Below are 15399 nucleotides of genomic sequence, written 5' to 3'. Positions count from 1 at the left end.
TACGCTTCGCTAATCCGCCCTACGTGGAACCGTGGCTAATCCGGCTCGACCAGCTTGCGATCGCGTCGGCGACCGCCGTGTCGCTTTCCGTCGACATCATCATCGATTGCATCGGCGGCAGGCCCGCGCGTGTCTTCTTGTAGAAGTGGTTCAGCGTCGGGAAGAGCGCCACTTCGGTTTTCAGCCCGACGCGCCCGGCGCGCAGCGCCTCCGCATGCGCCGGCGGCACCGATTCGTCCCGCCCTCCCTGAACGATCAGCACCGGCTGCCGCACCTTCGCCAACGCCGCGACCGGATCGACGCGGTCGGCGCTGCGCAGGTAGGCGTGTCCCATTGCCGGCATCGTCGCCAGCATCGCCGTCGATGGATCGCGCGCCGCCTCGGGCGGCAACGGCATGCCGGCGCGGATCGCGGCCGCCGTGCGGTCGAACAGCGTCATGTCCGGCGCCATGCCGGGCGGCGCCATCGCCGCGATCTGCGCCCGCATGACGGCGAAGATCGGCAACGCCGGGCCGGACAAACTCACCACGCCATCGATCATTCGCCCGTCCATGCCGCCGGCCAGCAGCGACGCCACCACCGCGCCCTCGCTATGGCCGGCGACGATGACGGGCCGCGCCCCGGCGCTTTCGCGCAGCAGCGCCAGGCCGGCGCTGGCGACCGCCACCCGCGTCAGAAAATCGACATGGGAAGCGGCCAGGATCGCGTTGATCGTCTGCGATCCGGTGCCGGGGCCGATCTTGGCCATCCGCAGCACGGCGAAGCCGCGCGCGCTCAACTGCCGCGCCAGATCCGCATACGCGTGCGGGCGCATGTTCATCGTCGGATAGTTTCCGTCGACGTCGCTGAACAGCGAGCCTGGCACGATCAACACCGCGCCCACGGCGTCGCCATCGGACGGACTGAATCGGCAGGCGATCTTCACGCCGGCGACGGTGACGGCAACGTCTCGTTCTTTCGGCGCTGCGGCCGCGCTGCGGTTCGACATGGTCATTGCTCCTATCAGTGGAAGCGCCAGGAAGCCGCGGCGCTTCACGCTTGCCCCGCGCCGAGAACGCGCTGCGCATAAATTGCCATGGCGTCGGCCAAAAAAGGCGCCAGGCCGGGATGCAGCGCGTCGTACATGGCGCGGAAGTCATTATGGTCGATGTAGAGCGCACCCAGCGCCGCGTAGGCATCCGCGTCCGGTCGCCAGGAGCGGCTTACCCAGCGATAGTGCCGCGCGGTCTCCGCCTGCGCTTGGTCCGAACCGGGCGCGAGTCCGCGCCCGATCAGCGTCACGAAGCTTGCATGGATCGCGTCGATTTCCGCCTTGAAGTCGATTATGCCGGCGGGGGAGAGCGCCGCGTGCGCGTCGCTCGATTGCCGGATCGCGCCGGCGGCCGGATCGCCGTAGCGGTCTGTCAGCTCGGCCTCCCACGCGGCCTGTTTTTCCGGCGAGACGCCGTCGAACAGGTGCTGCGCGTTCAAGGGTTTGCCGGCGTCGATCAAGGCCAGCGTGCGGTCGATGGTCCTGGCCAGGTCGCGGCGGCGGTCGATCTCCGCTTCCACCCGCTGGCGCAGCTCGAGCAGCGCGGCGCGCGTGTTGAAGGCGGGATCGTCGAGCATGCGGCGGATCTCGGCCAGCGCGACGCCCAGTTCGCGGTAGAACAGGATGCGCTGGAGGCGCAGCAGTTCCTCCTGGCCGTAATAACGATAGCCGTTCGGCCCGATCTCCGGTTGCAGCAATCCGATTTCGTCGTAATGATGCAGCGCCCGCACGCTGATGCCCGATGCCTTGGCGACCTGTTTGACCGTCTGTTTCATAGCTCCCCCTTGGATAACACCCCGATTGTGCGGGATGACGCCGCGTGAGAGTCAACAACAATTTGCGACCGACGCGGGCACCGGTTGCCTCGGTGTCGGCGGCTCGCGCGGCGAGCGCCTGGTCAGCGCGCCGCCTGCACCTGCTCGCGGTTCTGGCGCGCGCCGGCCAGGCGGATGATCTGTTCCAGTTCCACCGGCTTGACCAGGTGGTGGTCGAAGCCCGCTTCCACCGTGCGGCGGCGGGCGTCGCTCTGGCCCCAGCCGGTCAGGGCCAGCATCAGTATGCGTTCGGCGCCGGGACGCTGGCGGATCGCCCGCGCCGTCTCGTAACCGTCCATGCCGGGCATGCCCAGATCCATGATGATCATGTCCGGCTGGTTCTCGGCGGTCATCGCCACGGCCGCCGCGCCGTCGTAGACGGTGCGCACGTCGAAGCCGTCGATCTCCAGCAGCGCCGCCAGCGAATCGGCGGCGTCGGTGTTGTCGTCGACTACCAGCACTTTCATTTTGCGGCCGTCCGCCGACGCGGCCGGGGAGGCCAGCGGCACCGGCTCGCGCGCGCCGCTGTCGTTGACGACCGGCAGATGGATGACGAATTCGCTGCCCTTGCCGACGCCCTCGCTATAGGCGTCGACGCTGCCGCCGTGCATTTCGGCGAACTGGCGCGACAGGCTCAATCCGATCCCCAAGCCGCTGGAGAACTGGCCCACCACGGTGTTGCTTTGCTCGAACATGCGGAAGATGCGCGTGATCGCCTCGGCCTCCAGGCCGATGCCGCTGTCGCGCATCGAGACGGTCAGCGCGTTCTGCTCCACCACCGCGCGCACCACCACGTTGCCGCCCTGCGGCGTGAACTTGATCGCGTTCGACAGGATGTTGGCGAAGATTTGCACCACGCGCGCGTAGTCGGCGTTGAGCATGATCTCGCTGGTGGGCAGCTGCCAGGCGACGTGGATGCGTTTGGCGCTGGCCGCCTGCGCGCACAATTCGCTGACGTGGTTCATCACCGACGCCAGCGTGACCAGCTGGCGCTGCAGCTTGATCTTGCCGCTGGTGATGCGGGCGACGTCGAGCAGGTCGTCCACCAGGCGCGTCAGCAGGCGCACCTGGCGCTCGACCATGTCGCGGATGCGCGCCACCGGCGCGGCGTCCGGGTACAGGTGCGTGAGCAGCGAGACCGAGGTGCGGATCGGCGCCAGCGGATTGCGCAGCTCGTGGCCCAGGCTGGCGAGGAACTCGTCCTTGCGGCGCGCGGCCTCGCGCACCTGGTATTGCTTGTTGCGTGCCCGCAACGTCGAATGCAGCGCGGTGATCAACGTCAACGTGCGCACCGGCCGCTCGACCAGGGTCAGGTTGCCCAGTCCGGCCACGGCGCGGCGCACCGTCTGCGAATCGGCGCCGCGATGGGTCAGCAACACGATCGGCAGGTCCGACCAGTCGGGCTGGCGCGCCACCCACTCTTGCAGCAGCTTGAAGCCGCCCGAATCCAGCGCCTCCTCCACCGTCAGCACCGCGCCGGCGCCCAGCTCCAGCTGCGCGGCCAGGTCGGCCAGGGTCGGGCAGACGTGGCTGTCGATCTGCGCCATTGCCAGCACCTTGGCCGCCAGCGGCCCGTCCTGGCCGAACGGCGCGTGGATCAGGATGCGTGTTTCCATGGTGTCAGCCATGGGCGCCGTCGGCGGAATGGTCATGGCCGTGGCCGTTGCTGTCGCCGGTATAGGTCGGCACCCCGGTCAGTATGCCGTGGAAGTTCTTCAGCACCGCGCCGACCTTGATGCCGCCCTTGTCGACGCGGAAGCGGCGGATGGTGCGCTCGTGCGCGCTGCCGCGTTTCTTGAACACCGAGATCGCCTGCTGCACCTCGCCTTCCGCCTCGAAGTAGCGCAGCATGATGACATTGTCGGCGATGTAGCTGGCATCGACCGAGGTGGTCATGCCGGTGCCGATCATGCCCTGCTGGACGCCGACGATGATGCTGACCACGCCGCGCTGGCCCAGATACGTCAGCAGCTCGTGCAGGTAGATGGTCAGGAAGCGCTCGTCGGGCACGGCGTTCAGGTAGCCGTTCAGGCTGTCGATGACGACGATGCGCACGCCGCGTTCGACCGCCTCGACGATCGCGTGCGAGAACTGGCCCGGCGCCAGTTCGGCCGGGTCGATTTGCTGTACTGTCAGCAGGCCCTTGTCGATGGCGCCGCTCAAGTCCATGCCCAAGTTGGCGCAGCGGTTGAGCATATTGTTGCGCGCCTCCTCGAACAGAAACATCGCGCTGGCTTCGCCGCGCTGCGCGGCCGCGTGGATGAACTGCGCCGCCAGCGACGACTTGCCGGTGCCCGGCGGCCCGGAGATCAGGGTGCTCATGCCTTCCTCGAGGCCGCCGCCGATCTGCTGGTCCAGCTCCGGCAGGCCGCTCGAGAGCTGGCGCCGCTGGCTTTCGACGCGCGTGCCGGCCGCCACCAGGCGCGGATAGACGTGCAAGCCGCCCTTGACGATCTTGTAGTCGTGGGCGCCGCCGTGGAAGGCGATGCCGCGGTATTTGACCACGCGCACGCGGCGCCGTTCGGCGCCGTAGGCCTGGTCGGCCAGCTCCAGCGTCAGCACGGCGTGCGCCACGCTGCGCACCTGCAGGTCGGTCGAGAGGGCGGTGCGGTCGTCGAGGAAGATGGTGGTGCAAGAGCGGCTGGTCAGGTACTGCTTGAGCGCGAGCACCTGGCGCCGATAGCGCAGCGGGCTTTCGGCCAGCAGCTGCAGCTCCGACAAGGAGTCGAGCACCACGCGGCGCGGCTTGTATTTTTCGATCGCCGCGACGATGCGCTGGGTGGTCGTGCCCAGTTCGATCTCGGACGGATGGAATATGGTGTATTGCTGGTCCGGATCGAGCGCGTTCTCGTTGGGGATGATTTCCTCGACCTGGATGCCGCTCATGTCCCAGCCGTGCGACTCCGCCACGCTGCGCAGTTCGACCGCCGTTTCGGCCAAGGTGATGTAGAGGACGGCCTCGCCGTGGCGCGCGCCCTCGTTGAGGAACTGCAGCGCCAGCGTGGTTTTGCCGGTGCCTGGTTCGCCTTCCACCAGATACAGGCGGTCGCGCGTCAGGCCGCCGGCCAGGACGGTGTCCAGGCCGGGCACGCCGCTGCTGAGAAATAGATTGGTAACGCTGTTTTGTGCTTCCATGTCTGAATCCGATGCCTTTGAGGTGCCTTAAATATTACCGGAAACAGGGAAAGAGGGGTTTTTGGTATGAAAGGTTGCGTACGCTAGCGAACAAAGCGCCGCGAGGCCGGCGCCGGCTAGCCGCGGGCCACGCGCTGCAAGCCCTCCTGCTTGTTAATATACATCGCGCGGTCGGCCCGCCCGAGTAGCATTTCAATATCCTGTGGGTCGTCAGGATGGTGGACGGCGATGCCGATGCTCGCGCCCAGTTGCACCGTGACGGTCTTGAGCGGATAGGGCCGGCGCAGCGCCGCCAGCAGCTTGTCGGCCGCCTCGCGGGCGTCGGCTTCACGATGCAGCATCTCGACGATGACGATGAATTCGTCGCCGGCCAGGCGGCCGACGGTATCGGTCTTGCGCACCGTCTGGCGCACGCGCTCGGCGAACTGGCGCAGCAGCTCGTCGCCTTCCTCGTGGCCGTAGCGGTCGTTGACCTGCTTGAAGCGGTCGAGGTCGAGGAAGTAGACGGCGCAGCACTGGCGCGTGCGGTGGGCGCGCTGCAGCGCCTCGGCCAAGGTCTGCAACAAGGCGCGGCGGTTGGGCAGGCCGGTCAGGGTGTCGCGCAGCGCCATCTCTTCCATCGACGCGAACAGTTTTTTGCGCTCGCTGATATCGTGCAGGAAGGCGATGAACAGGTGGCCGCTGGCGCGCGGCACGTAGGCCAGCGAGATCTCGACCGGCAGCTCCTGGCAGTCGCGGTTGTGCAAGGTCAGCTCGACGCGGCGGTTGAGCACGGTGGTGTCGCTGGCCGCGCCGTGGGCCCCGGCGGCGCCGGCCTCGGCCAGCTGGCGCATGTCGCGCTCGTAGGCGCGGCGCAGCAGCGGCGGCAGCACCATCGCCGCCAGCGGCTGGCCGATCACTTCGGCGCGGGTCCAGCCCAGCAGCTTTTCGGCCTGGCGGTTCCAGTCCAGCACCACGCCGCCCGGATCGAGGGCGATAAAGGCGTCGTGCGCGTTGTCGAGGATGGCGCGCAGTTCGGCCGCGCGTTCCTGCAGCAGCCGCTGCGTGCTGTGCTCCTGGTCCAGCGCGCGCTCCAGTTGCAGGGCCTTCCGGGCGATCTCGCGGGTGCGCTCGCCGACCGTCGATTCGAGTTTTTCGTTGAGCGCGCGCAGCGCCGCCAGGTGCGCTTGTTCGTTGTCGAGCATGCGCGTCAGTGCGCTCGACAGCACCTGCACCTCGTGGAAGCTGTCGACCTGCACGATGGCCGGCAGGCCGCTGGCGCCGGGCGCCGCCGCCGAGCGCAGCTCGAGGTTGCGGCTGAGCGCGTTGAGCGGGCGGGTGTAGCGGCGCCCGACGACGGCAGCCGCCGCGACCATCGCCAGCCCGAGGATGGCGCCCAGCAGCAGGATGCGGCGCTCCAGCGACCGCGCCGAGGCCAACGCCACGTCCTCCGGCTGGCGCACGATCACCGACCATGCCAGGGTGGCCGGGTCGCCCGCCTTGCCGGTCGCCGAGTAGCCGCTCAGGTAGCTGCGCCCGTCGGCCCAGGTTTCCCGGACCGCGCCGGTGGCGCCGGTGCGCGCCAGCCGCACGCTCTCGCTGTCGAGCTTGCGCTCCTCCATGCCCTTGGGGCCGAGGATGATGGTGCCGTCGGCGCGCACCACGAAGATGTCGGCCGCGTAGGCCCGGTCCGCCGGCGCCACGATGGTTTGCGCCATGCGCCGCGCCCAGCCCCAGCTCATGTGCACGCACAGCACGCCGCGCGCGCTGCCGTCGGCGCCGGTCACCGGGCCGGCGGCGTCGACGAAGCGCCACGGGTCCACGCTGGCCGGCAGTTTCTTGCCAAGCAGGACGGCGGGATGGAAGTCGCCGGCGAACAGCTTGTCGCGCCCGCCCTTGAACCAGTCGCGCGCGCCGACGTCGGCGCCCTCGAGCATGCCCTGGGTGGCGGCATAGACGCGCCCGTCCGGCGCGGCCAGGCCGATCCAGGCGTAGTCGGGGAAGGCTTTTTGCACGCTCTCGAGTACCGCGCGCACCTCGGCCGGCGAGTGGGCGTCGCGCACCTGCGGCAGGTCGGTCAGCAGCTGGACGTCGCCGACGGCTTTCTGCACCACGCGGTTGAGGGCGTCGCGCGTCTGCCACGACAGCTGCTGCAGGCGCTGCCCGGCTTCGCGCTCGGCGTACTTGGAGCCGAAGTGCTCGACCAGGATCAGCAGCGAGAGCACCGTCAGCAGCACCGTGGCGCCGACACCCGCCGTCACCAAGGTGGTGAGCCGGGGCCTGGCGGGGCGCGGGCCGGAGCCGGGAACGGTGGGCGTGGTCATAACGGCAAGTTTTCTACTGTGCGTCGGGACTGAAAGGTAACTGAAAGAAAGTAATTTTATTGTATCACCCGAAAGTTCAGATAGTTCCATTGTTATAGACAAATTCCCTGTGTGCAACCACAGTCCACCGGGGGAGGCTGCTTAAAGCACCCTTAAAGTTGCTTTACATAATTAAATGCTGGCTTGACATAGTTAGAATGATCGTTCATTCTATGGCCTGTGCTCATAATTTCTACAGAAAGTCCCAAGCCATGGAAGCTCTTTTCTGCAAACCGTCCCTGCGGACGGCCGGGGCAGCAGCCCTGATCACCGCCACCGTGTTCGTCTCCGGTTGCTCCAAATCCACGCCCGCAGCACCTCAAGCGCAGGTGGCGGAAGTGGGCGTTTTCAAGGTGGCGCCGCAAGCGCTGCAAATCACGACCGAACTGCCGGGCCGCACCGCCGCCTTCCAGGTGGCCGAAGTGCGCCCGCAGGTCAACGGTCTGATACAAAAACGCCTGTTCGTCGAGGGCGCCGACGTCAAGGCCGGCACCCCCCTTTATCAGATCGACCCGTCGCTGTACCAGGCCAGCGTCAATTCGGCCAAGGCGGCCCTGGCCAAGGCCAAGGCCAGCGTGCTGACCAGCGGCCCGAAAGTCTCCCGTTATAAAGAGCTGGTCGCCATCGAAGGCGTCAGCCGCCAGGATTACGAGGACGCCGTCGCCGCCGACGCCCAGGCCAAGGCCGATGTGGAATCGGCCGCCGCCGCGCTGGAAGAGGCGCAGATCAATCTGCGCTACACGCACGTCTACGCGCCGATCAGCGGCCGTATCAGCCGTTCGACGGTGACCCCGGGCGCGCTGGTGACCGCCAACCAGACCGACCCCCTGACCACCGTGCAGCAGCTCGACCCGATCTACGTCGACATCACGCAATCGAGCGAAGACCTGCTGCGCCTCAAACGCGACATGGAAAGCGGCAGCCTGAAACAATCGGGCCAGGCCAAGGTCACCCTGATGCTGGCCGACGGCACCAAGTACGCGCAGGAAGGCAAGCTGCAGTTCTCCGGCGTCTCGGTCGATACCAGCACCGGCAACGTGGTGCTGCGCGCCTTGTTCCCGAATCCTAAAAACGATCTGCTGCCGGGCATGTTCGTGCGCGCGGTGGTGGAAGCCGGCGTCGACGAGCAGGCCATCGCCGTGCCGCAGCAGGGCGTGAGCCGCAACCAGAAGGGCCAGGCCACCGCGCTGGTGCTCAACCCGCAGGGCAAGGTCGAACAGCGCGTGCTGGTCACCAGCGGCACCCAGGGCGACAAATGGCTGGTCAAATCCGGCCTGGCCGCCGGCGACCTGCTGATTGTCGAAGGCCTGCAAAAAGTCAAACCGGGCGCGCCGGCCAAGGTGGCCGCTGCCGCTCCCGCCGCCGCACCTGGCGGGTCGGGCACACCTGCTGCCGCCGCCGCCACGCCTGCCGCCAAAAGCGCGCACTAAGACAGGAGCCAGCTTATGTCACGCTTCTTTATTGACCGCCCCATTTTCGCCTGGGTGATCGCCATTGTGATCATGCTCGGCGGGGTACTCGCGATCATGGGACTGCCGATCGCGCAGTATCCGAGCATCGCGCCGCCATCGATCTCGATCTCCGGTTCCTATCCTGGCGCCTCGGCTAAAACCGTGGAAAACGCCGTCACCCAGGTCATCGAACAAAAGATGAAGGGTATCGACGGCCTGCGCTACATGAACTCCTCGAGCGATTCGACCGGCGGCATCAGCATCACGCTGACCTTCCGCAGCGGGACCAATCCGGACATCGCGCAGGTGCAGGTGCAGAACAAGCTGCAACTGGCCACGCCGCTGCTGCCTGCCGCCGTCACGCAACAGGGCCTGGTGGTCAGCAAGGCCACCAAGAACTTCATGATGGTGCTCGGCTTTATCTCCGAGGACGGCAGCATGAAGCAGGCCGACCTGGGCGACTATGTGGCCGCCAACGTCATCGATCCGATCAGCCGCGTCGAAGGCGTGGGCGACGTCACCGCCTTCGGTTCGCAGTACGCCATGCGCATCTGGCTCGACCCGGCCAAGCTGCAAAGCTATCAACTGACGCCGGCCGACGTCAGCGCCGCCATCACCGCGCAAAACACCGAGGTCTCCGCCGGTGAACTGGGCGGCCTGCCGGCCGCCAAGGGCCAGCAACTGAACGCCACCGTGTCGGCGCAAAGCCGCTTGCAAACCGCCGAGCAGTTTGGCGCGATCCTGCTGAAAACCTCCGCCAGCGGCGCCACCGTGCACCTGCGCGATGTCGCCCGCATGGAACTGGGCAGCGAGAACTACGCCGTGCTGTCGCGCTACAACGGCAACGCCGCCACCGGTATGGCCATCAAGCTGGCCACCGGCGCCAACGCGCTCGATACCGCCACCGCCGTCAAGGCCAAGGTCGCGGAACTGGAAAAACTGTTCCCGCCCGGGATGAAGGCCGTCGTCGCCTTCGACACCACGCCGTTCGTCAAGATCTCGATCGAGGAAGTCGTCAAGACCCTGGTCGAGGCGATCGTGCTGGTGTTCCTGGTGATGTACCTGTTCCTGCAAAACTTCCGCGCCACCCTGATCCCGACCATGGCCGTGCCGGTCGTGCTGCTGGGGACCTTCGCGATCCTGTCGGTGCTTGGATATTCCATCAACACGCTCACCATGTTCGCGGTGGTGCTGGCGATCGGCCTGCTGGTCGATGACGCCATCGTGGTGGTGGAAAACGTCGAGCGGGTGATGACGGATGAGGGCTTGTCGCCGCTCGAGGCGACGCGCAAATCGATGACCCAGATCAGCGGAGCGCTGGTCGGCATCGCCATGGTGCTGTCGGCGGTGTTCGTGCCGATGGCCTTCTTCGGCGGCTCCACCGGCGTCATTTACCGCCAATTCTCGATCACGATCGTCTCGGCGATGGTGCTGTCGGTGATCGTGGCGATGGTGTTCACGCCGGCGCTGTGCGCCACCTTGTTGAAGCCTGTGCCGAAGGGCCACACGGCGATCAACACCGGTTTCTTCGGCTGGTTCAACCGCACGTTCGAAAAGAGCAGCCATAAGTACGAGGGCTTCGTCGGCAAGATCCTGAATCGCGGCGGCCGTTCGCTGGTGGTGTACGCGCTGATCCTCGGCGTGCTGGCCTTCGTGTTCATGCGCCTGCCGACCTCCTTCCTGCCGGAAGAGGACCAGGGCGTGCTGTTCACGCAGATCCAGCTGCCGACCGGCGCCACCCAGGAGCGCACGCTCAAGGTGATCGAAAAGGTCGAACAGCACTTCATGAACAACGAGAAGGAATCGGTGGCATCGGTGTTCGCGGTGGCCGGCTTCAGTTTCGCCGGTAACGGCCAGAACACCGGTATCGCCTTCGTCCGCATGAAGGACTGGTCGGAGCGCAAGGGCGCCGACCATGCCGTCGGCGCCATCGTCGGCCGCGCCATGGGTGCGTTCTCGCAGATCAAGGACGCGATGGTGTTCGCCTTCGCCCCGCCTGCGGTGCTGGAACTGGGTAACGCTTCCGGCTTCGATTTGCAGCTGCAGGACACGGGCGGCGTCGGTCACGAGGCCTTGATGGCCGCGCGTAACCAGATGCTGGGCATGGCCGCGCAGAGCAAGGTGCTGGTCGGCGTCCGTCCGAACGGCCAGGAAGACACGCCGCAGTACAAGATCACCGTCGACCAGCAGAAAGCCATCGCGCTGGGCCTGACCGTGGCCAACGTCAACCAGGTATTGAGTAACGCCTGGGGTAGCGCCTACGTCAACGACTTCGTCGACCGTGGCCGCGTGAAGAAGGTGTACCTGCAGGGCCAGGCGGAATCGCGGATGGCGCCGGAAGACCTGAAGAAATGGTTCGTCCGTAACGCTGACGGCGAGATGGTGCCTTTCTCGGCCTTCTCGACCGGCGAGTGGATCTTTGCCTCGCCGCGTCTGGAGCGCTACAACGGCCTGTCCTCGAGCGAAATCCTGGGCGCCCCGGCGCCGGGCCAGAGCTCCGGTACGGCGATGGCCGAAATCGAAGCCCTGGCGGCCAAGCTGCCGCCCGGTATCGGCTACGAGTGGACCGGCCTGTCGCTCGAAGAGCGCGACTCCGGCTCGCAAACCGTGGCGCTGTACGGCATCTCGATCCTGATCGTGTTCCTGTGCCTGGCCGCGCTGTATGAAAGCTGGTCGATTCCGTTCTCGGTGCTGCTGATCGTGCCGCTGGGCGTGGTCGGCGCGGTGCTGGCGACTTTCCTGTTCAAACTGTCGAACGACGTGTACTTCCAGGTCGGTCTGTTGACGGTGGTGGGCCTGGCGGCGAAGAACGCGATTCTGATCGTGGAATTCGCCAAGGACCTGCAGGAGCAGGGCGTCGAACTGCGTGACGCTACCCTGCAAGCGGTGCGCCAGCGTTTGCGTCCGATTTTGATGACGTCGATCGCTTTCGGTCTGGGCGTGCTGCCGCTGGCGATCAGCAGCGGCGCGGGTTCGGGCAGCCAGAACGCCATCGGTATCGGCGTTTTGGGCGGGATGCTGACGTCGACCTTCCTGGGTATCTTCTTCGTACCGCTGTTCTTTGTGCTGGTGCGCGGCTTCTTCAGCAAGAAGAAGGCCACGCCGCCGGCACCTACCTCGCACGTGGAGGCGCATTAATCATGAAAATCATGCATAAGTCTTTAATCACCATGGCCTCGCTGGCGCTGCTGGCCGGTTGCAGCCTGGCGCCCGTGTACGAGCGCCCGGCCGCCCCGGTGGGGCAGGCCTGGCCCACGGGCGAAGCGTATAAAGGCGTGCCGCCGGCCGCCGCCGACGCCAAACCGGTGTCGGAAATCCAGTGGCGGGAGTACTTTTCCGACGAGCGCCTGCGCAAAGTGATCGAGCTGGCGCTGGCCAACAACCGCGATCTGCGCGTTTCGGCGCTCAACATCGAACGTGCCCGCGCCGAGTACAACATCCAGACGGCGGCGCTGCTGCCGAAGGTGAACGCGGGCGTCAGCCAGAGCGTCACCCGCACGCCGGCCAATATGACCGGCACCGGCGAAGCGGCCATCGTGCGCCAGTACAGCGGCGGGCTGTCGATGCCGTCGTATGAGCTGGACTTCTTCGGCAAGGTGCGCAACGCCTCCGAAGCGGGCTTGCAGACCTACCTCGGCACCGAGGAAGCGCGCCGCACGCAGCAAATCAGCCTGGTGGCCGAAGTGGCCAACGCCTATCTGACCTTGACGGCCGACCAGCAGCGTTTGAAGCTGGCGGCGGAAACCTTGAGCAGCCAGCAGATCACCTATGATTTGAGCCGCAAGCGCTTCGAGAACGGCGTTACCTCCGGCGTCGACATGTACGACGCCGAGACCAGTGTGCAATCGGCCCGCAACGACGTCGCCACCTACACCGCGCAGGTGGCGTTGGACCAGAACGCGCTGAACCTGCTGGTGGGCGGCGCCGTGCCGGCCGACCTGCTGCCCGCCGACGAACTCAATCCGGTCACGCAACTGGCCGCGATTCCGTCCGGACTGCCGTCCGACCTGCTGCGCAACCGTCCCGACGTGCAGCAGGCCGAGCGCACGCTGCGCGCCGCCAACGCCAACATCGGCGTGGCGCGCGCCGCCTTCTTCCCCAGCATTTCGCTGACGGCGTCGGGCGGCAGCGCCAGCCGCAACCTGTCCGGATTGTTCAAGTCCGGTTCGGGCACGTGGAGCTTCGCGCCGCAAATCAACCTGCCGATCTTCGATGGCGGCGTCAATCGCGCCAATCTGAGTATCGCCAAGACGGACCGCGACATCTATGTGGCGCAGTACGAGAAGGCGATCCAGGTGGCCTTCCGCGAGGTGGCCGACGCGCTGGCCACGCGCGGCACCATCGACGAGCGTTTGGCGTCGCAGCAGGCGCTGGTGGACGCGGCCGAGAAGAGCTTCAAGATCAACGACGCCCGTTACCGCAAGGGCGCCGACACATATCTGAACGCGCTGGTGTCGCAGCGCGCGTTGTATTCGGCCCAGCAGGGTTTGATCAGCACGCGCCTGAACCAGACCAGCAACGCCGTCACCTTGTATAAAGTGCTTGGCGGCGGCTGGCAACCCGAGGTTGCGCAACAAGGCAATCCTCCGCGCGGCTAGACTTCCGCAGGCGGGCGGTGGGTGTGGCGGCCATTTCGATGGCTGTTGCGCCCTCGCCGTTTCGACCCAGGGGTGGATTGACAAACCCCGTCGGCATCGCCACAGTTCCGCTCCCAGGCATAGAGAGAGACCCAAGGACACGACATGACTACCCCCGCAAAACGACGCACCGACCCGGAACGTGCGCAGAACCGCCGCAACCAGGTGCTGGAGGCGGCGGCCGTGTGCTTCGCGCGCAGTGGCTTTCACGGCGCCAGCATGTCCGAGATTTCCAAGCAGGCCGGCATGAGCGCCGGCCATATCTACAATTACTTCGACAGCAAGGACGCCATCATCATGGCGATCGTCGAGCGCGAGAGCGAATACATAACAGGTCTGCTGGTCGACCTGCAGACGCGCGACGATCCCCTGCAGGCCATGATCGACGACGCGCGCCGGCATATCGACGAGTCGCTCGATCCGCAGCCGTGGCACGTGCCGCTGGAGATGTACGCGGAGGCGTCGCGCAATCCGGCGATCGCCGCCAAACTGCAGGTGCACGAGGATAACTCGCGCAGCCAATTGCGGTTGCTGGTCAAGGCGGGACGCGAGCGCCGCAACCTGCCGGTCGACGACAGACTGCTAGATGGCCGCGTCGACACCATGATCTCGTACTTCCAGGGCTTGCACATTCGTGCGCTGAACCGGCCGGATTTGGACCGCGACGGCCTGACGGAAGCCTTCCGCGTCGCGATGACGGCGCTGTTGATGACCTGATTCGGCCCAACGAATTTGTCTCGTAGTGTTTCCGGCCGAGCAGGCCGGTTTTTGTTGTTGTACCATGGCTGATCTCCCATTCCAGCCATCGGAGCATCATGACTTCCTACGTTATTCCCGCCCACGACATCGTCGGCCTGCCAGTCGCCGGTACCACCGATCTCTTTCCCGTTCGCCGCGTCTACTGCGTCGGCCGCAACTACGCCGCCCACGCGCGCGAGATGGGCTACGATCCGGATCGCGAACCGCCATTCTTTTTCTGCAAACCCAATGACGCCCAAGCGCTGGTGCCGGTCGCGCCGGGGCAGGTGGTCGAGCTGCCGTATCCGCAAGTGACCAGCAACCTGCACTACGAGTGCGAACTGGTGGTCGCCATCGGCAAGGGCGGCAGCGACATCGCCGTGGAAGACGCGGCGCAGCACATCTTCGGCTACGCGGTTGGCCTGGACATGACGCGCCGCGATTTGCAGTTCAAGATGCGCGACGCCGGCCGGCCTTGGGAAATCGGCAAAGCCTTCGACTACTCGGCGCCGATCGGCGTGATCCACCGCGCCGCCGAAGCGGGCGACATCGGCCACGCCGCCATACAGCTGGACGTCGACGGCGTGACCAAACAGTCGGCCACCATCGACCATTTGATCTGGTCGATCAGCGAAACCATCGCCAATTTATCGACCTTGTTCGCGCTGGCGCCGGGCGACCTGATTTTCAGCGGTACGCCGGAGGGCGTGGGCGCCGTCGTGCGCGGCCAGACTTTGACCGGCAAGGTCGATGGCCTGTCCGGCATCGCCGTCAAATTGGTGTAAATTGTTTAGAGCAGGGCGTCGATGGCGGCCAGCGCGCCGCAGTGCGAGCAGGTCGGCGCCGGTTTCAATAGCTGGCGGGCGTCGTTGTTCAGCTGTGGCTCAAAGCAAACATGACAAATACTTAAAGTGGCTGCTATAATTGCGAATTCGTCGGGGCGTAGCGCAGCCTGGTAGCGTACGTGCATGGGGTGCACGGGGTCGGAGGTTCGAATCCTCTCGCCCCGACCAATAGAATCAAAGACTTAGGCCAATCTTCGGATTGGCCTTTTTCGTTTTTGGACTTTCGTGTCTGGATCGTGTCCGGATTTTCATCTCCACTTCACGTAAAGCGGCGCTGGCCGCGATGCACGTCAAAGCGCCGTACTTCATAAGCTGTCATCGTCTCAAAGGGGACTAATGCTGGCTTGCTGTAAACTATTATCTTTTAGATACTTTCGTCGCATAGCATGCATTTCTTTCGAAACAG

General features: G+C 65.8%; 10 protein-coding genes and 1 tRNA gene. 6 read left to right on the top strand and 5 right to left on the bottom strand.

Going from position 1 to position 15399, the window contains the following annotated elements:
* Positions 1-19: 19 nt before the first annotated feature.
* The 5 genes from AC0IYS_RS22765 to AC0IYS_RS22745 all read right to left on the bottom strand — a co-directional run bounded on the left by AC0IYS_RS22765 (position 20) and on the right by AC0IYS_RS22745 (position 7283).
* A complete protein-coding gene (locus tag AC0IYS_RS22765) occupies positions 20-988 on the bottom strand; it encodes an alpha/beta hydrolase family protein (RefSeq protein WP_471707318.1) in 969 nt (322 codons plus the stop codon).
* A gap of 44 nt (positions 989-1032) precedes the next feature.
* Positions 1033-1806, bottom strand: a complete 774-nt coding sequence (locus tag AC0IYS_RS22760; RefSeq protein ID WP_471707317.1) for a MerR family transcriptional regulator — start codon at positions 1804-1806, stop codon at positions 1033-1035.
* A gap of 122 nt (positions 1807-1928) precedes the next feature.
* The gene (locus AC0IYS_RS22755; RefSeq protein WP_471707316.1) at positions 1929-3461 is read right to left on the bottom strand and encodes a hybrid sensor histidine kinase/response regulator; all 1533 of its coding nucleotides are present in this window, start codon (positions 3459-3461) and stop codon (positions 1929-1931) included.
* Between the two features lie 4 nt (positions 3462-3465).
* Positions 3466-4980 (bottom strand): ATPase domain-containing protein, encoded by a 1515-nt coding sequence (locus tag AC0IYS_RS22750; RefSeq protein ID WP_471707315.1) that lies wholly within the window; start codon positions 4978-4980, stop codon positions 3466-3468.
* A 116-nt stretch (positions 4981-5096) separates the two neighbouring features.
* On the bottom strand, positions 5097-7283 hold the full coding sequence (locus AC0IYS_RS22745) for a diguanylate cyclase domain-containing protein (protein ID WP_471707314.1): 2187 nt from the start codon (positions 7281-7283) through the stop codon (positions 5097-5099).
* Between the two features lie 251 nt (positions 7284-7534).
* Between AC0IYS_RS22745 and AC0IYS_RS22740 the strand changes: the two genes are divergently transcribed.
* From AC0IYS_RS22740 to AC0IYS_RS22715, 6 genes are all read left to right on the top strand, one after another.
* Entirely contained in the window at positions 7535-8752 is a 1218-nt protein-coding gene (locus tag AC0IYS_RS22740) for an efflux RND transporter periplasmic adaptor subunit (protein WP_471707313.1), read from the top strand.
* A gap of 15 nt (positions 8753-8767) precedes the next feature.
* On the top strand, positions 8768-11911 hold the full coding sequence (locus AC0IYS_RS22735; protein ID WP_471707312.1) for an efflux RND transporter permease subunit: 3144 nt from the start codon (positions 8768-8770) through the stop codon (positions 11909-11911).
* Between the two features lie 11 nt (positions 11912-11922).
* Positions 11923-13371 (top strand): AdeC/AdeK/OprM family multidrug efflux complex outer membrane factor, encoded by a 1449-nt coding sequence (adeC, locus tag AC0IYS_RS22730; RefSeq protein WP_471707311.1) that lies wholly within the window; start codon positions 11923-11925, stop codon positions 13369-13371.
* A 144-nt stretch (positions 13372-13515) separates the two neighbouring features.
* Positions 13516-14127: a TetR/AcrR family transcriptional regulator gene (locus AC0IYS_RS22725; protein WP_471707310.1), complete on the top strand. Its 612-nt coding sequence runs from the start codon at positions 13516-13518 to the stop codon at positions 14125-14127.
* Between the two features lie 98 nt (positions 14128-14225).
* Complete coding sequence (locus tag AC0IYS_RS22720) at positions 14226-14933, top strand: fumarylacetoacetate hydrolase family protein (RefSeq protein WP_471707309.1); 708 nt, start codon at positions 14226-14228, stop codon at positions 14931-14933.
* A gap of 151 nt (positions 14934-15084) precedes the next feature.
* Positions 15085-15161: transfer RNA gene (locus tag AC0IYS_RS22715), tRNA-Pro, on the top strand.
* Positions 15162-15399: the final 238 nt, after the last annotated feature.

This window comes from Duganella sp. AC237, assembly GCF_979254035.1.
Note: the sequence above shows the minus strand (reverse complement) of the source record. Positions and strands in the feature narration are given on the sequence as shown.